General features: G+C 54.9%; 23 protein-coding genes, 1 tRNA gene and 1 riboswitch. Of the genes, 11 read left to right on the top strand and 13 right to left on the bottom strand.

The annotated features are described in order from the left end of the window. Window positions 1-36: 36 nt before the first annotated feature. From ACR0MQ_RS07810 to ACR0MQ_RS07795, 4 genes are all read right to left on the bottom strand, one after another. Window positions 37-972, bottom strand: a complete 936-nt coding sequence (locus ACR0MQ_RS07810; RefSeq protein ID WP_170773335.1) for a DMT family transporter — start codon at window positions 970-972, stop codon at window positions 37-39. Between the two features lie 52 nt (window positions 973-1,024). Further along, entirely contained in the window at window positions 1,025-1,687 is a 663-nt protein-coding gene (locus ACR0MQ_RS07805) for an HD domain-containing protein (RefSeq protein ID WP_170773333.1), read from the bottom strand. Beyond that, on the bottom strand, window positions 1,671-2,771 hold the full coding sequence (aroC, locus tag ACR0MQ_RS07800; RefSeq protein WP_170773331.1) for a chorismate synthase: 1,101 nt from the start codon (window positions 2,769-2,771) through the stop codon (window positions 1,671-1,673). The genes ACR0MQ_RS07805 and aroC overlap by 17 nt, the downstream gene beginning before the upstream one ends. 90 nt (window positions 2,772-2,861) lie before the next feature. Further along, window positions 2,862-3,302, bottom strand: coding sequence for a 6,7-dimethyl-8-ribityllumazine synthase (locus tag ACR0MQ_RS07795; protein WP_170773329.1), 441 nt, complete (start codon window positions 3,300-3,302; stop codon window positions 2,862-2,864). A 74-nt stretch (window positions 3,303-3,376) separates the two neighbouring features. After that, window positions 3,377-3,523: riboswitch (FMN riboswitch) on the bottom strand. Window positions 3,524-3,578: 55 nt separating this feature from the next. On the opposite strand from ACR0MQ_RS07795, the gene ACR0MQ_RS07790 reads away from it, so the two are divergent. Beyond that, complete coding sequence (locus ACR0MQ_RS07790; RefSeq protein ID WP_480607128.1) at window positions 3,579-4,199, top strand: FMN-binding negative transcriptional regulator; 621 nt, start codon at window positions 3,579-3,581, stop codon at window positions 4,197-4,199. Between the two features lie 12 nt (window positions 4,200-4,211). Here ACR0MQ_RS07790 and ACR0MQ_RS07785 read toward each other — a convergent pair whose 3' ends face one another. Next, window positions 4,212-4,658, bottom strand: coding sequence for a c-type cytochrome (locus tag ACR0MQ_RS07785; protein WP_170773325.1), 447 nt, complete (start codon window positions 4,656-4,658; stop codon window positions 4,212-4,214). Window positions 4,659-5,145: 487 nt separating this feature from the next. Here ACR0MQ_RS07785 and petA point away from each other — a divergent pair, with 487 nt between their 5' ends. From petA to ACR0MQ_RS07765, 4 genes are all read left to right on the top strand, one after another. Beyond that, a complete protein-coding gene (petA, locus tag ACR0MQ_RS07780; protein ID WP_010443142.1) occupies window positions 5,146-5,730 on the top strand; it encodes a ubiquinol-cytochrome c reductase iron-sulfur subunit in 585 nt (194 codons plus the stop codon). A gap of 14 nt (window positions 5,731-5,744) precedes the next feature. After that, a complete protein-coding gene (gene petB, locus ACR0MQ_RS07775; protein WP_010443143.1) occupies window positions 5,745-7,076 on the top strand; it encodes a cytochrome b in 1,332 nt (443 codons plus the stop codon). Window positions 7,077-7,093: 17 nt separating this feature from the next. Further along, the gene (locus ACR0MQ_RS07770; RefSeq protein WP_170542273.1) at window positions 7,094-7,882 is read left to right on the top strand and encodes a cytochrome c1; all 789 of its coding nucleotides are present in this window, start codon (window positions 7,094-7,096) and stop codon (window positions 7,880-7,882) included. Window positions 7,883-8,011: 129 nt separating this feature from the next. After that, window positions 8,012-8,473, top strand: a complete 462-nt coding sequence (locus ACR0MQ_RS07765) for a cupin domain-containing protein (RefSeq protein ID WP_170773323.1) — start codon at window positions 8,012-8,014, stop codon at window positions 8,471-8,473. Here the strand turns inward: ACR0MQ_RS07765 and mtaB are convergent. Together mtaB and dapF are read right to left on the bottom strand one after the other, a co-directional pair. Then, window positions 8,464-9,747: a tRNA (N(6)-L-threonylcarbamoyladenosine(37)-C(2))-methylthiotransferase MtaB gene (gene mtaB / locus ACR0MQ_RS07760; RefSeq protein ID WP_480607122.1), complete on the bottom strand. Its 1,284-nt coding sequence runs from the start codon at window positions 9,745-9,747 to the stop codon at window positions 8,464-8,466. The two genes, ACR0MQ_RS07765 and mtaB, sit on opposite strands and share 10 nt — an antisense overlap. Further along, window positions 9,744-10,586, bottom strand: a complete 843-nt coding sequence (gene dapF, locus ACR0MQ_RS07755) for a diaminopimelate epimerase (RefSeq protein WP_170773320.1) — start codon at window positions 10,584-10,586, stop codon at window positions 9,744-9,746. Before dapF ends, mtaB begins: the two co-directional genes overlap by 4 nt. A 211-nt stretch (window positions 10,587-10,797) precedes the next feature. Here dapF and ACR0MQ_RS07750 point away from each other — a divergent pair. From ACR0MQ_RS07750 to ACR0MQ_RS07740, 3 genes are all read left to right on the top strand, one after another. Further along, window positions 10,798-10,873 (top strand) — tRNA-Lys (locus tag ACR0MQ_RS07750). 134 nt (window positions 10,874-11,007) lie between these two features. Continuing rightward, window positions 11,008-11,787 carry a hypothetical protein gene (locus ACR0MQ_RS07745; RefSeq protein ID WP_480607120.1) on the top strand — a complete coding sequence of 260 codons (780 nt, stop codon included), beginning with the start codon at window positions 11,008-11,010 and terminating at the stop codon, window positions 11,785-11,787. Further along, entirely contained in the window at window positions 11,780-13,615 is a 1,836-nt protein-coding gene (locus tag ACR0MQ_RS07740; RefSeq protein ID WP_480607117.1) for a 7-cyano-7-deazaguanine synthase, read from the top strand. The genes ACR0MQ_RS07745 and ACR0MQ_RS07740 overlap by 8 nt, the downstream gene beginning before the upstream one ends. Here ACR0MQ_RS07740 and ACR0MQ_RS07735 read toward each other — a convergent pair whose 3' ends face one another. The 5 genes from ACR0MQ_RS07735 to ACR0MQ_RS07715 all read right to left on the bottom strand — a co-directional run bounded on the left by ACR0MQ_RS07735 (window position 13,616) and on the right by ACR0MQ_RS07715 (window position 16,575). Then, complete coding sequence (locus tag ACR0MQ_RS07735; protein WP_480607114.1) at window positions 13,616-13,747, bottom strand: hypothetical protein; 132 nt, start codon at window positions 13,745-13,747, stop codon at window positions 13,616-13,618. Window positions 13,748-13,762: 15 nt separating this feature from the next. Next, window positions 13,763-14,677 carry a tyrosine-type recombinase/integrase gene (locus tag ACR0MQ_RS07730; RefSeq protein WP_480607111.1) on the bottom strand — a complete coding sequence of 305 codons (915 nt, stop codon included), beginning with the start codon at window positions 14,675-14,677 and terminating at the stop codon, window positions 13,763-13,765. Beyond that, window positions 14,655-15,161: a helix-turn-helix domain-containing protein gene (locus tag ACR0MQ_RS07725; protein ID WP_480607108.1), complete on the bottom strand. Its 507-nt coding sequence runs from the start codon at window positions 15,159-15,161 to the stop codon at window positions 14,655-14,657. Before ACR0MQ_RS07725 ends, ACR0MQ_RS07730 begins: the two co-directional genes overlap by 23 nt. Beyond that, the gene (locus ACR0MQ_RS07720) at window positions 15,161-15,364 is read right to left on the bottom strand and encodes a helix-turn-helix domain-containing protein (protein WP_058272705.1); all 204 of its coding nucleotides are present in this window, start codon (window positions 15,362-15,364) and stop codon (window positions 15,161-15,163) included. The genes ACR0MQ_RS07725 and ACR0MQ_RS07720 overlap by 1 nt, the downstream gene beginning before the upstream one ends. Before the next feature lie 311 nt (window positions 15,365-15,675). Beyond that, window positions 15,676-16,575, bottom strand: a complete 900-nt coding sequence (locus tag ACR0MQ_RS07715; protein WP_480607105.1) for a LysR family transcriptional regulator — start codon at window positions 16,573-16,575, stop codon at window positions 15,676-15,678. Between the two features lie 96 nt (window positions 16,576-16,671). Here ACR0MQ_RS07715 and ACR0MQ_RS07710 point away from each other — a divergent pair, with 96 nt between their 5' ends. The 3 genes from ACR0MQ_RS07710 (at window position 16,672) to ACR0MQ_RS07700 (ending at window position 17,857) form a co-directional block, all read left to right on the top strand. Further along, window positions 16,672-17,319, top strand: coding sequence for a class I SAM-dependent methyltransferase (locus tag ACR0MQ_RS07710; protein ID WP_480607102.1), 648 nt, complete (start codon window positions 16,672-16,674; stop codon window positions 17,317-17,319). 66 nt (window positions 17,320-17,385) lie between these two features. Beyond that, a complete protein-coding gene (locus ACR0MQ_RS07705; protein ID WP_480607099.1) occupies window positions 17,386-17,625 on the top strand; it encodes a hypothetical protein in 240 nt (79 codons plus the stop codon). A 64-nt stretch (window positions 17,626-17,689) separates the two neighbouring features. Next, the gene (locus tag ACR0MQ_RS07700) at window positions 17,690-17,857 is read left to right on the top strand and encodes a hypothetical protein (protein WP_260022776.1); all 168 of its coding nucleotides are present in this window, start codon (window positions 17,690-17,692) and stop codon (window positions 17,855-17,857) included. A 103-nt stretch (window positions 17,858-17,960) separates the two neighbouring features. Here ACR0MQ_RS07700 and ACR0MQ_RS07695 read toward each other — a convergent pair whose 3' ends face one another. After that, window positions 17,961-18,326: a hypothetical protein gene (locus tag ACR0MQ_RS07695; protein ID WP_170775045.1), complete on the bottom strand. Its 366-nt coding sequence runs from the start codon at window positions 18,324-18,326 to the stop codon at window positions 17,961-17,963. Window positions 18,327-18,519 lie beyond the last annotated feature (193 nt).

Below are 18,519 nucleotides of genomic sequence, written 5' to 3'. Positions count from 1 at the left end.
GCGCCCCAACCTAGGGGAAGTTTGCAAAAGGTAAAGTCACGCTTTGGGGTCGGTTACAGATCGCGCCTTGGTCCGATCGAGTCCAAGTTGGCGTTCGCGCAGGATAACCACAACGTTGCCTGCAATCACCAGCGCCGCACCACCCAGCATCACCAAGGTAGGAAGCTCATCAAACCAGATATAACCGATGATGATGGCAAACAGCATCGTCGTATAATCGTAAGGCGCTAACATCGAGGCTTGGCCGAACTTGTACGAGGATGTCACGAGAATCTGCGCCACTCCACCGATCAAGCCCATTGTCACCAGCAATGCGGCTTGTTCCCAGCTTGGGACAACCCAGCCCCAAAACACCGATAGGCTTGAAAGCAAAGTTGCCGTGAGCGAAAAGTAGAACACAATCGCAGCTGGATGATCCACCTGCACAAGTTGCCGAATGTGTATCTGAACAAATGCGCGCGCGACGGTAGCCGCCAATACACAGAGTGCGCCGATCATTGCGGCGGATTCAGCGGTACCCGAGCCCAGGCGCGGCCAGATCATGATCAGAACGCCGACAAGACCAAGCGCAACGGCGCCGATCCGGATCATTCGTATCCGTTCGCCCAACATGATTGCGGCCAGGATCAGCGTGAAGATAGGGGTGGCATAGCCGATGGCCGTGACCTCGGGCAAAGGCAGTAGGCTAAGTCCGGTAAAGGTCAACCCCATGGCCGACGTGCCCAATACACCGCGCCAGAAATGGCCCATGGGCTTCTTTACGATGAAACCTTGCGTCAGCTCTCCGCGCCATGACAACCAAGCAATGATGACCGGAATGGCGAAGAGCGAGCGGAAAAACACCATTTCGCCCGGAGGGAAATCATCCGACAGCGCCTTGACCAAGGCGGACATTACTGTGAACAGCACCAGCGCACTGAGTTTCAGCGCCACGGCTAATGCCGGACGATGCGATGTTAAGGATTTCGCCATGGCGCGAACCTGCGCTTTCGCGCGCAAAAGATCAACGATGGGATTGTACCAATCAGACAGATTTCCAGTTGATTGGGATTGGGTGGCCGATTTCTTCCGAGAGTATCTCAAGAAACCCGAGCATTTGAGTAACCCGCTTGTGCGCTAAATCCCGTCCGCCATCAGTCACCATTTCATCTGGCAGATTCAGCAGCTTGGTCTTCCAATGGTCAATTGCAAATCTCTGGTCATCCAAGTCGCGGTCTTCGGCGAAGGGATCGGCGATATCATACAACGCCCGCCCCAATGCTCCCGACACGGCGAAGGTGCGGGCAATCCCGATCGCGCCAAGTGCGTCCAGTCGATCCGCGTCCCGCAGGATACATGCCTCGGGCGATTCAGGAGGGATGTTGGCGGAGTAGCTGTGCGCAGCAATGGCATGTTGCGTGGCGCAAATTTCCGACGCCGTAAAGTCAAGTTCGGCAAGAATAGGCTCTGATTCAGTGGCCGATTGTTGCGACGCCAGATGCCGGTTGGGATCGTCCTTGGGCAGATTGACCAGATCGTGCAGATAACAGGCGGCAAGCAATACACGCTGGTTGGTGCGCTGGTCAGCAATAGCCTGAGCGATTAACCAAACCCGATCCAGATGCCCCAGATCATGCGCCGGATCGGTCAGCATTCGCTGCGTGACGACCGCCCGAAGCGCCGCGCGATGATCAGCCAATCCGCCCACGGTTCTCGCCGATCTGGCCACGATGCAGAAGCAGGTGATCGAGGATTACACAGGCCATCATCGCTTCTCCTACTGGTACGGCACGGATACCAACGCAGGGATCGTGGCGTCCTTTGGTAATGATCTCGGTCTCTTCACCGGATTTGGTGATGGTTTTGCGAGTGGTCAGGATCGACGAGGTCGGCTTGACCGCAAACCGCACGACGACGTCCTGTCCGGTGGAAATGCCGCCCAAAATGCCGCCTGCATGGTTCGAGCTGTATTGCGGGCCGTTCTGACCCATAAAGATTTCATCAGCGTTGGCTTCGCCGGTCAGTTCTGCAGCCGCCATACCCTCGCCAATCTCGACGCCTTTTACCGCGTTGATCGACATCATCGCGGCAGCAAGATCAGTGTCTAACTTTGCGTATATTGGTGCGCCCAGCCCCGCGGGGACACCACGTGCCACGACCTCGACCACTGCGCCGACCGAGTTTCCGGACTTGCGCAGATCATCGAGATAGACCGCCCAATCCTCGGCAGATTTAGCGTCCGGCGTCCAGAACGGGTTTTGTTCGATTTGCGACCAGTCGAAATTTCCACGATCGATTTTGTGCGGGCCGATCTGCGTCATATAACCAGTGATCTGCACATTCGGGGCGATCTGCTTGATCGCCTCGCGCGCCAACCCTCCAGCGGCGACACGCGAAGCCGTTTCCCGGGCCGAGCTGCGTCCGCCACCGCGATAATCGCGAATACCGTATTTCTGCCAGTAAGTAATATCAGCGTGACCAGGGCGGAACTTGTCCATGATGTCGCCGTAGTCTTTCGAGCGCTGATCGGTGTTCTCGATCATCAATTGTACAGGCGTGCCGGTGGTCTGGCCTTCGAAAACACCGGACAGGATTTTGACCTGATCGGGCTCGCGTCGCTGGGTCGTAAACTTGTTCTGCCCTGGTTTGCGCTTGTCCAGCCAGTGCTGGATCATAGTCTCATTGATTTGCACACCCGGTGGGCAGCCGTCGACGGTGGCCCCCAATGCAGGCCCGTGACTTTCACCCCAGGTGGTGACTCGGAAGAGGTGTCCAAAGCTGTTCATCGACATGGGGCGTGCTCCTTTGCGGAACGTGATTAGCGGGCGCGGGGCTTGGCCTCAAGCGGATTTGCGGTCGAGGGTGACCCCGACCGCTTGCTGTCAGGCTGCAGCAGCGATGTGCGCGCGGGTCTCGGTGACCTTTAGGGCCGCCTGTGCGGCTTCGCGCCCTTTTTGCACAAAGTGCTCGCGGTAGATGGCATTGTGATGATCGGTTTCCTGATATTGATGCGGCGTCAGCGAGACCGACAGCACTGCGACACCGGTGTCCATACCGGCGCGCATCAAACCATCAACCACGGCCTGGGCAACAAAATCGTGCCGGTAGATGCCCCCATCCACCACGAAGGCTGCACAGGCTATGGCCGCGTATTGACCGGTTTGAGCCAGATCGCGCGCAATCAAGGGCATTTCAAACGCGCCGGGGACGTCAAATATATCGACCTGTTCGGCGGGGATGAGTTGCAAGAACCCATCAAGGGCGCGATCCACGATATCAGAATGCCAATTGGCTTTGACCAAAGCATAGCGGGTGTGTGTCATCATGATCTCCTTAGCAAACAGACACTTCACCCAAGGCGATCACGAGCAGACGCACCGTTTCAGCGGTGCGTTCTACACGTTCTCTTTCATCCGGACTGTAACCGTCGGCTCTGGCCTCTCACCAGATCTGCTGACACCCCGAAGGTCGGGGCCGCTCGCGGGCTTACGGGTCATGCCCGCATACCGCCGGTGGGGAATTTCGCCCCGCCCTGAGAACGAGGTGGACCTTGCCAATTCGATACTGGTTCTGCAAGAGAAATTGGACGGAGGACCTAAATGCATCCTAACCCTGCCTTTCGCAACGAAGCGCGTGCGCGTCATATCGATTTTGCCCGAGAGCGCGCCTTTGGCGTTCTGGCGGTCTCGACACAAGAAGCTCCGTTGCTGAGCCACGTTCCATTCCTGCTGAGCGAAGATGCCGGATGGGCGGATCTGCATCTGTTGCGGTCAAACTCGATCGTGCGTGCATTGAAGCAGCCACAATCTGCGCGGATCGCCGTTTCAGGGCCTGATGGGTATATCTCGCCTGATTGGTATGGCGTCGATGATCAGGTCCCGACCTGGAACTATGTTGCGGTGCATCTGACCGGCGTGCTTGAGATGCGCCCCGTGGAAGAGTTGCGAGGCCTGCTGGATCGACAGGCTGCTGATTTCGAGAATCGCCTTTTGCCTAAGCCTCCATGGCTGGCGTCGAAGATGACACCAGATGCGCTGGATCGGATGATGCGGATGATCGTGCCATGCCGACTGACGGTCTCGGACTTAGATGGCACTTGGAAACTTAACCAGAACAAGCCCGACGTTGCGCGCCAACGCGCCGCTGATCACGTCCAATCTGCTGGGATTGGGGCTGAGGTCGGGACATTGGCCTCGCTTATGCGCGAGGCCAAAATTTAAAAATCACCTAGTTTACTGAGTAGTGAAGGTGGCGAGATAGGCAGCTATGTGATCCGCTCCTTTCTTAAGCTTCACGCTCATATTCGGGCGGGCGGTTTCATCATTCAGATATTCTTTGATGAAGTTGATCGGGTCTTGTGAATAGGCGGCGATGTTTTCTTCGGTCCATATCAGCCCTTCTTGCCCGGCGCGTATCATGTCATCGGTAAACATGCCAATGGGCAGACGCTCGCTTCCGTACAGATAATCGCTTTCGGTTCCGGCCACGCGACCAACTACGCCATAGAGATTCGGCCCCGTGATGCCGCCTTTAACCAAAACATCGCCATCCTTGATGATCGCGTGGCAGGATGAGCATCGGTTATAGAGTTGTTTGCCTTTTGCGGGGTCTCCGGCTGCAATAGCTTGTGCTGTACTCAGAATCGTAAATAGAACCGCGGTTGCTGCAATCTTTGGCATTGGAATTCTCCGGCTGCTTGGTGATTTCCTTCGGCCTTTCACGTATTCCCGCAATGAGTGCAATCGGAATTCGATATTCTGCTATATCTTTGAAATATCTATTTTAAATTAATAATTTAATCTCATCATGTTCGCGTTAATTTGGAAAATATCGTGGCAAAACTCTGGCAAATTCAGTGTCATTTCGACGATCTTGAAAGGGAGTGAAGGTGGATAAACCCGGATGCGCCAATCCGCAGGCCAGCCCCGAATCACACCACATGACCACTGGGCCTAGTGGCTGCCCAGAAGACTAAAATCTGCATTTGATATTGAAATTTTACCCTTTCACCGTGAAATGATTGCTTAGATGCGGCGTATTGCGCGTTTAAGAGCGCTGGACGAACTCTATTCTCCCCGATAGATACCCCCTTTAAGACGCCGCAGTTCATGCGGTGCGCGAGCTATATGCCCGTTCGCGGGCGCCAGACAATTCGGAGATAACCTCGTGTCCCACGCTGAAGACCACGAAGGCACCCGCAGAGATTTTCTGTACTACGTCGCTGGCGGCGCAGGTGTCGTTGCGACGGGGGCTGCCGTTTGGCCCCTGGTAAATCAAATGAATCCCTCGGCAGACGTTCAGGCGCTGTCCTCGATCCGTGTTGACGTCAGCGGGGTTGAGACTGGCACGCAGCTGACTGTGAAGTGGTTGGGCAAACCTGTTTTCATCCGCCACCGAACTGGTGCCGAGATCCAGGAAGCCAAAGAGCAGGACGCCGAAGGCGTGGATGCTCTGCCTGATCCGCTGGCGCGTAACTTCAATATTGCAGCCGATGCACCGGCAACCGACGCCAACCGCGTTATGCCGTCGCCAGAAGGCGAAGCGCCGGGCGCATGGATCGTTCAGATGGGCGTCTGTACTCACCTTGGATGTGTGCCGCTGGGCGATGCCGGTGATTTCGGCGGCTGGTTCTGCCCCTGCCACGGTTCGCACTACGATCTGGCCGGCCGTATCCGTAAGGGCCCCGCGCCCGAGAACCTGCCTGTCCCGCCCGCTGAATGGGTGGACAACAGCACAATCAAACTCGGCTAAGGGAGACCCAACTTATGTCCGGAATTCCCCACGATCATTACGAGCCGAAGACAAGCGGCGAAAAGTGGCTGAACAGCCGCCTGCCGATTGTCGGCCTGCTGTATGATACCCTGATGATCCCGACCCCAAAGAACCTGAACTGGATGTGGATTTGGGGTATCGTTCTGACGTTCTGTCTGGCGCTGCAAATCGTCACCGGTATCGTTCTGGTGATGCACTATACCCCGCATGTCGATCTGGCCTTTGCCAGCATCGAACACATCATGCGCAACGTGAATGGCGGCTATATGCTGCGGTATCTGCACATGAATGGCGCCTCGTTGTTCTTTGTCGCGGTTTACATTCACATCTTCCGTGGCCTGTTCTACGGCTCGTACAAAGCCCCGCGTGAGATCACGTGGATCATCGGCATGCTGATCTACCTGATGATGATGGGCACTGCCTTCATGGGCTACGTTCTGCCCTGGGGTCAGATGTCCTTCTGGGGTGCGACTGTGATCACTGGCCTGTTTGGCGCGATCCCGTTTGTGGGTGACGCGATTCAGACCTGGCTGCTGGGCGGACCTGCGGTGGACAACGCCACTCTGAACCGTTTCTTCTCGCTGCACTACCTGCTGCCTTTCGTTATCGCAGCGCTGGTCATCGTGCATATCTGGGCCTTCCACACCACTGGCAACAACAACCCTACGGGTGTTGAAGTGCGCCGTGGTTCGAAAGCCGAGGCCGAGAAAGACACGCTGCCGTTCTGGCCCTATTTCGTGATCAAGGATCTGTTCGCGCTGGCGGTTATTCTTGTCGTGTTCTGGGCCATCGTTGGCTACATGCCGAACTATCTGGGCCACCCGGATAACTACATCGAAGCCAACCCGCTGGTCACACCTGCGCACATCGTTCCTGAATGGTACTTCCTGCCGTTCTACGCGATCCTGCGTGCCTTCACCGGCGAGGTCTGGGTCGTTCAGTTTGCCAGCTTCATCACCGGCGGCATCATCGACGCCAAGTTCTTTGGTGTTCTGGCGATGTTCGGTGCGATCCTGGCAATGGCCCTGGCACCTTGGCTGGACACATCGACCGTGCGTTCGGGCAAATACCGTCCGATGTTCAAATGGTGGTTCTACCTGCTGGTCATCGACTTCTTTGCCCTGATGTGGCTGGGGGCGATGCCCGCGGAAGAACCCTATGCGACCTTCTCGCTGATCGCGTCCGCCTACTGGTTCGCATATTTCTTCGTGATCCTGCCGATCCTTGGCGTGATCGAGAAACCTCTGGCACAGCCGGAAACCATCGAAGAAGACTTCAACGCGCATTATGGCAAGGCTGACGCCGACGCCACGCCGGCCGAGTAAGAAGAGGGACCGGAAACATGTTCAAGAAACTTGCAATCGGTGCCGCGTTCGCTCTGGCCCTTGCGCCCGCCTCGACCTTTGCGGCAGGTGGTGGTGAGCAGCACATCGAAGACTTCGACTTCTCGTTCGAGGGACCGTTTGGAACCTGGGATCAGAACCAGCTTCAGCGCGGTCTGCAGATCTATACTGAGGTCTGCGCGGCCTGCCATGGTCTGCAATACATACCGCTGCGGACGCTTGAGGATCTGGGATACTCGGAAGAACAGGTCATCACCTATGCGGCCGATAATTTCGAAGTGTTCGATCCCGAGCTGGACGATTTCCGCCCAGCAATCCCGACCGACCACTTCCCGGCCAATACTGGCGTTGGCGCACCGGACCTGAGCTTGATGGCGAAGGCCCGTGCCGGATTCCATGGCCCATACGGCCTGGGGATTAACCAACTGGTCAAAGGCATGGGTGGTGCGGAATATATCGCATCATTGCTTGATGGCTATACCGGCGAAGAGAAGGAAGAGGCGGGCACGGTTCTTTATGAGAACAAGGCCTTCCCGGGTGGCTGGATCTCGATGGCACCGCCATTGGCCGAGGATCAGGTTGAATTCGCGGATGGCCATCCAGCAACGGTCGAAGCCATGTCGGAAGACGTTGCGGCCTTCCTGATGTGGACCGCTGAGCCAAAGATGATGGACCGCAAGAATGCCGGGTTCGTCGGTGTTCTGTTCCTGACGGTTCTGTCTGTGTTGCTTTATCTGGTGAACAAGCGTCTGTGGGCACCCCACAAGGGCAAGATCCGCAAGGACTAATATCCAACCGGATTGTCTATTCAAGGACCCCCGCACCTTTCGGTTGCGGGGTTTCTTCTTTGGTGCCTACTGGAATTCAGGCCACGAGTTCCCAGATAGCGAATACAGAAATTCCGAAGGAGCTTATCGATGGCAGACAAAATCGAAGCCACACGTAAACAGATTGTCATTCAGCATTGGGATGGCAGCAAGAAATACATGATGGCCCCGAATGAGTATGTCGGAGTTGTTGTGGGCAAAGAGGCCACCGACGGAGAATACATAATCTCGGACGGCGTTATGGCTCCAGGAGGCGCGGTGCCCGATCATTACCATAAATGGGAGGATCAGACGTTTCACATTCTTCAAGGCACGGTTGATGCGAAGATTGGTGACACGTGGGTCAGCGCCGGCGCAGGGGATACCATTCACTGCCCGCGCGGAGTTTCTCATTACATGAAAAACAATAGCGATCAGACTGTGCGTATGATCAGCTACATTTTCCCCGGCGACCGCGCCGAAGCGTTCATGGCCGAAACCTCCCGGCAGAACGAGGGTGGCGAACAGGACTTTGAGTTGATCGAGCGGGAATTCGGTGTCGTCTATCTTTGACTGACCTGAGTACAGGGTTGGGCCTGCAACTGCATACCTGATGTGCCTGTGATCACCCCGCGCACGATCTGCCCTTCAATTTGAGGCTGGGAAAAAGTGACTTCAGTAAACTGTTCGGTCCGACCCATATTAGGGTTTTCCATCAGTATGTTGTGATACCTTCCAACCTGTTCTGAAAGATGCTTAGCAACCTTGGCATCCCCGGCAGCACGTAAGCGGGCGGCCCGCTCCTTGATTACGTTTCCGTTCACCTGCTGTGGGATGCGAGCAGCGGGAGTTCCTTCGCGTTTTGAATATGGAAACACATGCAGCCAGGTCAGGTCGCAGTCGTTGACCAATTTTAGAGAATTCTCGAAATGGTCTTCGGACTCTGTCGGGAAGCCTGCGATGATATCGGCCCCAAATGTCATATCCGGGCGCAACTTACGAGCCTCTTCTGTAAAGCGGATGGCATCATCGCGCAGGTGGCGACGTTTCATGCGCTTCAGGATCAGATCATCACCATGCTGTAGCGACAGATGCAGATGCGGCATCAGGCGCGGTTCGGTCGCAATGGCTTGCATCAGATTCTCGTCCACCTCGATCGAGTCGATCGAACTGATCCGCAGGCGCTGAAGGTCCGGCACCAGTTTCAGGATGCGCATGACCAGATCACCAAGCTTGGGTTGCGCAGGCAGGTCCGCGCCCCATGAGGTCAGGTCAACTCCGGTCAGGACAACTTCGTTATAGCCCCTATCGACCAGCCGCTTGATCTGGTCTACCACGACGCCAGCAGGGACGCTGCGAGAGTTTCCGCGGCCATAGGGGATGATGCAGAAAGTACACCGATGGTCGCACCCGTTCTGGACCTGTACGTAGGCGCGTGAGCGGGTGCCAAAACCATCGATCAGATGGCCCGCCGTTTCGGTGACAGACATGATGTCATCTACCTGCACGGCTTCGGTCTGACCGATGAAATCAGCAGCCATTCCTTTCCAGGTTTCGGGCCGCATCTTTTCGGTGTTTCCGATTACCGCGTCGACCTCATCCATGCGCGCGAATGTCTCGGGCTCAGTCTGCGCGGCACAGCCGGTGACAATCAGGCGAGCGTCGGGATTTTCCCGCCGCAGCTTGCGAATTTCCTGCCGCGCCTTGCGCACGGCCTCAGCTGTCACCGCACAAGTGTTTACGATCACCGCATCGCTAAGGCCCGCCTGCTGTGACAGCTCTTTCATCGCCTCGGTCTCGTAGGCGTTCAGGCGGCAACCCAGTGTACTGAACTTGGGCGGGTTCATTCCAGAGACCTCAGAAATTCCGGCGTGAGCGTACCCGAAAAAACGTGGACTGTTGGCCCCGTCATCCAGACGCCATCATCGCGCCAGTCGATCCATATAGTCCCACCGTCAAGATCAACTTGTACCTGGCGCCCGGTAAGTCCACGCCGGGCCGCTGCGACGGCAGTGGCACAGGATGATGACCCCGAAGCCAAGGTGATCCCAACGCCGCGCTCCCAGACGCGCATGCGGATTTTGTCTGGCCCTGCGATCTGCGCTACCTGCACGTTGGTACGTTCAGGATAGAGCGGATGGTGTTCATAACGCGCACCGAAATCTTCGAGAGGGATCGCCTCCGCATCGTCGACAAAGAAAGTGCAATGCGGATTACCCATTCCGGTTGCTGTTGGTCCCCCTTCGATGGGGAGTTCAAGCGTGTCCATTTCTTCGGTCAGGGGAATCTCATTCCAAAGAAGCTGAGGTTGGCCCATGTTGACCGATGTCAGGCCATTTCCTGCGTCCCGTGCCTGCAGAATGCCGCGTTCTGTCGTGAGAGTCAGATCCGATCTGCCGGTTTCATCCAGCAAGAATCTGGCAATACATCGCGTTGCGTTTCCACAGGCTGCCGAGGTCGACCCATCGGCGTTGTAGAACACCAGATGCGCATCTGCATTTCCGCTTTCGATCACCGCGAGCTGGTCGAAACCCACGCCAAACTGCCGATGCCCAATTCCCCTGGCCATCTTGGGTGTGATCGGAATCGTATGCGCGCGCGCATCCACAACGACAAAGTCATTGCCCAGCCCGTGCATCTTCATAATGGGCAATCCGGTATCGTTTAGGGTTTGCATTGCGGGCATATAACCCCGGCGACAAAATGAATCCAGCCTGTCCTAAAGATTCCACAAAATAGGGGTTGACCCCCCAGCGCCACCTGCCTAATTAGGCCGCCTATCGGGGCGCTGGACTGACATCAGACAAAAGCGTGCCGAGGTGCAAATTAAGGTCTTGAACCCGGTTGGGTAAATACCTTACAGAGCGCCACGGATCATCGAGATCCAACAAAAGAGTGGGCCGTTAGCTCAGTTGGTAGAGCAACTGACTTTTAATCAGTGGGTCGCAGGTTCGAATCCTGCACGGCTCACCACTGTTTTCAAAGACTTACGAGGCGATCTCATGCCTAACACTCGCTTCGGGTAAGCGTAGGGTAAGCGTAGATGCCGATTTTTCCCTTTACATTCGCCCGAGGGTTGCATGACTCTGCAGACAAGGGAGGAACTGATGGGACACATCAGGCTTGGCACTTTGCCTCGGTCCAGGAAGTGGCGCGAGGTCGTTGATCTGATCGCAACCGATGCGTCAGTCGAAGAGATCGCCGAGGCCGCAGCGGATGCATCTGAGAGCGATCTCGCACGGGCGAGTCGTGACCCCAGGTTTCAGTTTGTAAGTGATCTCCTCGTGAGGCTGCCTTTGCTTGCAAGGGCTCCGGGCTTCGAAGACGCTTTGGCTGACTTGGGCATTACGACGTCGGAACTCGGTTCAGTGACCGGCTTGCTGGCCGGTTTGGATCGTGCCATTGATGGCAGGAGCTTCGATCTCCGAAGTTCCTCAGATGCAGGAGAATTGGCGAAGGCCGCGCTCTTGGAAAGCCTTTCCGTTCAGCTGCACGACCGGTTGCCATCCCTGTTTGAACCGACACCACAAGAAATTCGCCAAGCACTCGCGAGTTTCGCCTCGGGCGATGCTTTTGCAAGACTCGCGCGGGATTTCTTTGCTCGGCTGACATACCGCTCTCTAGACTACTATCTGAGCCGGGAACTCGCCAATCACACCGGCGAGGATCGACGCTTTTCCACCGATGCACAGCGAGTGGCATTTCAACAAGCCCTCGCCCAGCACACATTTGAAGTGTCTAGAATTGTCGAAGAATATGCGGGCGGCTGGTATGGCAAAACCGTCTGGCAGAAGCAGGCGCTTGATCGCGATGCAATAGACAAGTTCACAGCTTACGCGTTCAAAAAGATGCGCTCGGAGTTTGGGCGCCGTCGCGCCGTTGCCTGAAGTTGAAGTCAGATGGTTGCCGCCCCTGACAAAAAGCGGCGGTGATGAAGTCCTGCGTCTCAACATTGCTGGCCGCGAAGTCGCAATGACGCTACGGATTGGACAATTGAACCGTCAATTGGTCGAGGGATTGCAGGATCGTGCGCTCGATTTGCTGGAGATTGCCGCACTTGTCTATTGCGCGGACGCGGCAGTCAGCCGTGGTGGTTTGGCGGATCAGAAGATGGGTGAGAAGTGGCACAGACGGTTCGTAGCCACCATGCCGGTACGCGATCTGGATTTCTGGCAACGGGAGAGCGTAATACAGGTTCTAGAAGAAACGTTGATGTTTCTATCCGGCGACCGCTTTGAATTTTCTTTTTCGACCAAAGACGAACCGGATGCAGAGCGATCGCGCTTCTTCAAATTCGGCCGAAATAGTTCATGGAAGCCCCACCGTGTCTTGATGTTTTCCGGCGGGCTCGATTCCTTTGCGGGCGCTGTGGAAGAAATCGTGGAACAGAAGCATCGGGTTGCTTTGGTCAGTCATGCCTCGTCCACGAAAATAGCGCCGGTCCAGAAACGGCTGATCTCAGCGCTGAGCAAACGGTACGGACCGGAAAAGTGCCGTCACATTCCCATGACCGCCCAGTTGAAGTGCCGATCGACTGCGGAAAGAACGCATCGCACACGCTCATTCTTGTTCGCGGTACTTGGGTCGATCACTGCAAAGGCCTTCGGACTGGACCGCTTGTCGTTTCATGAAAACGGCGTTGTGAGCCTCAACTTGCCGCCGGTTGGCAGTGTCATTGGAACGCGGGCGACGAGAACGACCCATCCTAAGGCACTCAACCTGTTGACCGGTTTTCTGCGGCTTGTTTTCGAGAACGATATGCGCGTCGACAATCCCTACTTCGCGCGCACTAAAGCTGAAGTCGTGGAGCGCATCTCCCAACTTGGGATGGCAGATCAAATTGTCGAGACGCGCAGTTGCGCGGATGTGCATAATCAAACCAATCAATACTTCCATTGCGGTCGCTGTTCGCAGTGTATCGATCGGCGTTTTGCGATGCTCTCAATAGGGCTTGAACGTTTTGACCCTGAAGATGCGTATCGCGTGGACTTGATGTCGGACGCTCGACCGAACGGCATCGACCGGGAGATGGCGTTGTCCTATGTGCGCAATGCAGTATTGTTTGAAAACGCCACGCCAGATGCACTGATCCGAAATTTCCCCGTTGTGTTGGATGCGGTCAATCACCTCGACAATCCGCCGGACACAGCCATGTCGATGATCGCAGATTTGCTGAACCGTCATGGAAAGGCTGTCACATCGGTGATGCGTCAAACTCTTGAAAGCAAGTCACCCGGCGAGTTCCCTGAACAGAGTTTGCCAAGTCTATATGGTGCGATGCAGAGCGGCTTAACCTTACCGGCAGTGCCTGCTGCGTCAGTTGAAAAAAACGAGAAAGAGCAACCACCGCTGACCATAGAAATCGACAAAACCTCACGTTTGGTTTTGATCGGCGAACATATTGAGCTTAAGAAAAACACCACAGTGGATCTGTTGATCGTTTTGGCTGAAGAGTGGCTCCGTGCAGCAGGCAAAGGTCTCGAACCTTTGGAGTATCCCTGCTTAAAGTCTGGCGACCTCGTCGAAAAATTAGGCGTTGAAACCGACGAAGTCGTTAGGCGGAGAATACTGACCGCGCGAAGAACGATTGCAAAGAGATTCGAGTCCGCTGGTCTGTCAGTTGATAAGCCCCAAGAGTTGATCGAAAATCTCTCTTGGAACGGATACCGGCTTGCTCCCGAGCGCGTGGTCGTTCGGGTGCGTCACCGGAGCTGATCATTCATCAATAACCGCGTCCTCGTCTGGCAATGGTCCACGGCGGCGAAACCGCCCCATCAGTTCGACCTGACGGCCAGGTGAAACAGAACCATAGGAGCGGAACGTCGTCATCACGTCGTCGTGTCCCATGTTCTGCGACCAGGCTTAATAGTCCTCTGGTGTCCTGCAGTGAAGTTTTGCCAGCTCTGCGATCGTATCTCGCACGCGGTGCGGCGAAAATGGTGGCAGCCCGGCGTTAACGAAAGCTTGCTTGAAGATCCTGGCCGCAGACGACGGGCCGGCCCACGGCTCGCGCGCGATACCTACTGCCTCAAACCGTCTGGACGGGCCAACAGCTACGCGCGTCTTTGGGAACAGAGGATCCGTGTCCGAGAAAAGATGGTCCTGACGAAGCTCCGTGATCCAGTCTCGCAGAATCCTTTCGACATCATCACCGAAGGGAAAGAAACTGGTCGTGAAAGACTTTCCAAACTTTGTATCCACGGAACGGCCGTCAAACTGCACGCATTTATTGGCTGGATCGACATGACCCAGCCGCAGGGTGATGGCGGCACCTTCGCGTGATCCGGTCAAGAAAAGGAAAGCGATCAGGGCGCGGTCACGGTGCTGGATCACTGTTTCTGCAGGCATGATGGACAACAGGTGGTTTACTTGTTCAGGGGACGGATGCGGCTTCCACAGGGTGCTTCGACGGGCTTGTTCCGATTTGCGATCCGGCGTGAGATAGGCAATGTCTGCGCGCGAGATCCTGGACTTGTACCCCGGTTGGTCCGCCATCCAGTCAAAAAGCTTCATGACATCGCGCAACACTCCGTTGATCGTAGCTGCCGACAGTGGCGCGCCTGTTCGTTCATTGCGCAGACCTTGCAGATGGCGTTTGAACGCGCGCGCCCTTTCTAAATGGAACGCCCTGTAGTCCTTACCTTTGAGCCATTTATCATAGATGGCAATCGATGCTGCGGCTTTGTCGATCGAAGATTGCGACAGCCCCTTTGCGTCCTTCAGCCAGACAAGGTGTTTGCGCTTGATGCGCAGGTTATCCGAGGTGTGTTTTGGCATGGGTCTCGGGCTCCTCTTTCAAGGTCACTTTTAAATGGGGTTCGGTACAGGACACTAATCTTGGGGAGGCTTGTTGAAGTGTGACCTCCAGTTTGGCCTGAATGGCTTCCAGATCTGAACGGCGAATGATCTTGTTCATGACCGCACCACACGTCGGACAGAGGGCTGTTAGGCGGCCGCTGGAAGCTGTTTCCTGAACATAATCCGCAATCTTGCCGTCAGGTTCACGCGGACCTCTGCAGCTGAGGCAGTAGCAGTGATGCAATGCCAACTTGTACCGCGCCTTGCGTTGTCTTTGTCCGAGGAAGTCCTTGAGCACATGTCCTTCGATCAACCAGGGCTTGCTGCTGGTATCAGCCGCAAGTCCGTTGTTCCCAATCCAGCGAATGACGGTCTGGCGATGACAGCCTAAAACGTCCGCCACCTCCCAGACTGTGTAGACAAGGTGCGATTTGACTTTGTGTGAGGGGAAGGACTTTGCCATTACACACCCTCCCCGGAAATCGGTCCGCATGTATTCTGGCAGACCTGCGCCTCCTCAAAGGCTTCGATCACTCCTTCATCGTATAAAACGCGCGCGCCGATCTTCAAAAACCTGGGGCCCTTTCCGAGCCAGCGCCACTGCTCCAGCGTCCGCGGCGACATGTGCCACCGCTCCGCCAGCTGATCTTGTGTCAACTTGGGCATATCAACCTCAATTGCTCACTGCGGCACGAGGAAGTTCGGTCCGCCTCTGTTGAACAAAGTGAGGGTTCGGATCTCTAAAATCTGTGGCCGCCGCCAATAAAGGCGTGACACATGCCAGGGCTAAGTTATTGATATTATGTGGCTTGAATCAGAAAGGTGTGACCCATCCGCAAAATGCGTGACCTTGCCACCCAAATCCCAGGGATTCAGCGGCTGCAAATGACCCGAAAGCTGACGTTAATCAAAAATGCTTGGAAGACGGCTTCGAGCCCGAAGCAGACTCTAGTTCACGACACCCGACCAACTCACGTTCAATAATTTGTCCGCGATCCGAGATGGTCTGCAAGCTGATCAAAAACCAACCTAATCCTTCGCGCTGTTTGTAACTCAGAGTGTGTGGCCAACCAGATAGGAAATTTGAATGGCTCGCGTTCAGGCAGAACACGCTCCACACCGGGTGTAAGGGCCACCACATCGTCTGACATAACACCAATGCCGAAGCCTTGGCGCACAAGCTCCCATGACACTATCCCGCTCTGCGATCCAATCCGAAAATTCTTGCGGGTTACTTCGATGTCAGCCGGATTGAGAAATCCAATCATCGTGTCAACATCGCCAAAGCCGACGAAATCCAGCTTAGCAAGTTCATCTTCATTTCGTGGTCGCCCAACCTGTTCGAGGTATGAAGGGGCAGCGTAAAAATGTGCCGTCGCTTCTGCCACGAGCTTTGCAATCAGGTCCGGCTGTGTCGGGCGCACATGCCGAATTGCGATATCTGCCTCGCGCCGCCGTATGTCTCGTATGTCATTTGCTGCGACAACGTCGATCTCAAGCCGCGGTGCCGCGAGCCTGATCTGTTTGAGAATAGGCGGTAGCTGATAGGCTGACATCACGTCGGAAGCAGTGATCCTGACTTGCCCTTCAACTGCTTGTGACTGGCTTGTTGCGGTCAGAGAAATTCTGTTCGCGACATTTGCCATTTCACTGACATGCACCAAAAGCTCAGCACCGGCTGTTGTCAGATTAAGCGACTTGCCAACCCTTTCAAACAAGGTGACGCCAAGCGCCTTTTCCAGCGCGGCGACTTGACGACCGACGGTTGGCTGGGTCTGCTCAAGAACGCGCGCCGCGGCGGAAAACGAGCCTTCTTCTGCCGTTGCAAGAAAGGACCGAGCCTGGTTCCAATCGAAATTGATAGCCTTCCAATTCATGCATTAATGCATAACAGTTCTGCAATATCTGGCAATTTAATAAATCGGCGTTTTAAGATATTGGCTGCGGTGACACCAAAGGAAAAGAGAAACGATATGGCTGCATCGCCCAAAGATGCCGCATTTTGGAGCAAGATTTCGCGCAAATATGCGGCTGATCCTATTCGAAATATGGAAGGATATCTGAACACGCTCGAACGTACAAAGTCCTACCTGAAAGCCGAAGACAGCGTGCTGGAAATCGGGTGTGGGACGGGGTCAACCGCGTTGCTACTGGCACCACATGTGGCTCAAGTCACTGCCTCCGATCTCGCACCGGGGATGATCGAAATCGCCAACGAAAAACTCGCTGAAGAAGAGCTGGAGAATGTAACGTTCAAAGTGGCCGAGGTTCTGCAGCACGATCCTAACGACGGTTCTTACGACGCTGTCCTCGCACATAATCTACTGCACCTTGTGCCCGATATGGGCCATGCACTCGAACACATTGCGACCCTTACAAAACCCGGTGGGGTATTCATTTCCAAGACCGTTTGCGCTCCAGAGAGTGGAGGGTTCAAATATGGCATAATCAGCCGAATAGCGATCCCGGTTATGCAGGTGCTCGGGAAAGCTCCGTTCGTAAATTTTGTATCCGTAGCTGAACTCCAGCACGCCATTGAACTTGCGGGCTTCGATATCGTCGAAACAGCGGATCAAGCCGGGTTATTGCCGAGCCGGTACATTGTCGCGAGAAAGCTGTGAAACAGTATTTGCGCCATAATTACTTTTCATGCAAGGGACAGCTCGGGCCATCAAATGAGTATAATGATGAAAGATGGGATTTCATTTGCACGCCTTTCGGAAATCGATCCGAATGACATTACGGTTCATATGTCCGACCCCCGGGGAGCAGAGCATATGTCGCTTTTGACGTTCAAATGGAGTGTTGACGTCGCAAGAGAGTTTATCGCCAAGAAGGAAGGTTACTGGGTACGGGACGGTCTTGGACATTGGGCGTTTTTTCTGGCAGTCGGTATGTTGGTTGGGGGGCTTTCAAAAAGAAGATGACGAATGGGATTTTGGGTTGGTTTTACGGCCCGACGCCTTTGGCCTTGGGAAACGGATTTCCAAAATGGCAATCGACTTTGCGATTGCTGACAAACGTATCACCTTTGTCACGTTTCTGCTGCCACCAAGTAGAAAAAATCTGGGCGCGCTCCGGAAACTCGGTGCCAAACACATCGGCGAGATCGAATGCGAAGATGCTCAGTTTCTCAAGTTTCGGCTGGATACGGAGTGAATTCCGTCAAATCTGTCGGGTGTCAGCTTCGAGCGCATCGAAGACGCTCTCGAAATGTCATCGCATGACCGCATCGAGCCCAGGACGGACAGCTGAAGCAGCATTACTTCGCCAAGTCTCCTACGATGCCTACGGCATCAACAACAGTTGAGAGGTCATCCGTAACTTCCAAAATTTCATCATTGACGCGAATATAGCGATTTCCTTTTCCCGGTGGTTTCAATTTCCATTTCGACAGGTCGCTGATGTTTGAGTAGTTTAGGTCGCTGGGAAGCTTTGCACCGCGCGTGTACCTCTTGATTTGCCCTGGCGGCACCGCCTTTTTACCCTTGCTTGGCTTGCCGTCCACTTGCACTTTCTTGTCTTTGGACTTGCCGCCCTTGTCTTTGGCTAACGCTAAATCAACCCCGCCAATTGATAATGCCAGAGCAAGAACCCAAACAAATCCAGTACTAACTCTCATATTCATTCCCTTCACTCAAACCATACCCAGACGCTCATGCTGGCTACTAGAAAGATTAACCCCTGATAAAGTCTTCAAAGATGGAAACGCAGGTTACCACTTCTTAAGTAACAGCCATATGTTACATCAGGACCGATAAGTAGCGTGCGACCGATGCGTCTTTAAGGCAATAGACCAAAATACAAGTCCAAAAAACGAA

The sequence above is a fragment of the Ruegeria sp. AN6 genome (genome assembly GCF_056540425.1).
Note: the sequence above shows the minus strand (reverse complement) of the source record. Positions and strands in the feature narration are given on the sequence as shown.

Bases quoted from the DNA above. Each gene is read 5' to 3' on its own strand.
- ACR0MQ_RS07810 (WP_170773335.1), bottom strand. From the start codon at position 972: ATGGCGAAATCCTTAACATCGCATCGTCCGGCATTAGCCGTGGCGCTG.
- aroC (WP_170773331.1), bottom strand. From the start codon at position 2,771: ATGTCGATGAACAGCTTTGGACACCTCTTCCGAGTCACCACCTGGGGT.
- ACR0MQ_RS07795 (WP_170773329.1), bottom strand. From the start codon at position 3,302: ATGACACACACCCGCTATGCTTTGGTCAAAGCCAATTGGCATTCTGAT.
- ACR0MQ_RS07790 (WP_480607128.1), top strand. From the start codon at position 3,579: ATGCATCCTAACCCTGCCTTTCGCAACGAAGCGCGTGCGCGTCATATC.
- ACR0MQ_RS07785 (WP_170773325.1), bottom strand. From the start codon at position 4,658: ATGCCAAAGATTGCAGCAACCGCGGTTCTATTTACGATTCTGAGTACA.
- petB (WP_010443143.1), top strand. From the start codon at position 5,745: ATGTCCGGAATTCCCCACGATCATTACGAGCCGAAGACAAGCGGCGAA.
- ACR0MQ_RS07770 (WP_170542273.1), top strand. From the start codon at position 7,094: ATGTTCAAGAAACTTGCAATCGGTGCCGCGTTCGCTCTGGCCCTTGCG.
- ACR0MQ_RS07765 (WP_170773323.1), top strand. From the start codon at position 8,012: ATGGCAGACAAAATCGAAGCCACACGTAAACAGATTGTCATTCAGCAT.
- mtaB (WP_480607122.1), bottom strand. From the start codon at position 9,747: ATGAACCCGCCCAAGTTCAGTACACTGGGTTGCCGCCTGAACGCCTAC.
- dapF (WP_170773320.1), bottom strand. From the start codon at position 10,586: ATGCCCGCAATGCAAACCCTAAACGATACCGGATTGCCCATTATGAAG.
- ACR0MQ_RS07745 (WP_480607120.1), top strand. From the start codon at position 11,008: ATGGGACACATCAGGCTTGGCACTTTGCCTCGGTCCAGGAAGTGGCGC.
- ACR0MQ_RS07735 (WP_480607114.1), bottom strand. From the start codon at position 13,747: ATGGGACACGACGACGTGATGACGACGTTCCGCTCCTATGGTTCTGTT.
- ACR0MQ_RS07730 (WP_480607111.1), bottom strand. From the start codon at position 14,677: ATGCCAAAACACACCTCGGATAACCTGCGCATCAAGCGCAAACACCTT.
- ACR0MQ_RS07725 (WP_480607108.1), bottom strand. From the start codon at position 15,161: ATGGCAAAGTCCTTCCCCTCACACAAAGTCAAATCGCACCTTGTCTAC.
- ACR0MQ_RS07720 (WP_058272705.1), bottom strand. From the start codon at position 15,364: ATGCCCAAGTTGACACAAGATCAGCTGGCGGAGCGGTGGCACATGTCG.
- ACR0MQ_RS07715 (WP_480607105.1), bottom strand. From the start codon at position 16,575: ATGAATTGGAAGGCTATCAATTTCGATTGGAACCAGGCTCGGTCCTTT.
- ACR0MQ_RS07710 (WP_480607102.1), top strand. From the start codon at position 16,672: ATGGCTGCATCGCCCAAAGATGCCGCATTTTGGAGCAAGATTTCGCGC.
- ACR0MQ_RS07705 (WP_480607099.1), top strand. From the start codon at position 17,386: ATGAAAGATGGGATTTCATTTGCACGCCTTTCGGAAATCGATCCGAAT.
- ACR0MQ_RS07700 (WP_260022776.1), top strand. From the start codon at position 17,690: ATGGCAATCGACTTTGCGATTGCTGACAAACGTATCACCTTTGTCACG.
- ACR0MQ_RS07695 (WP_170775045.1), bottom strand. From the start codon at position 18,326: ATGAATATGAGAGTTAGTACTGGATTTGTTTGGGTTCTTGCTCTGGCA.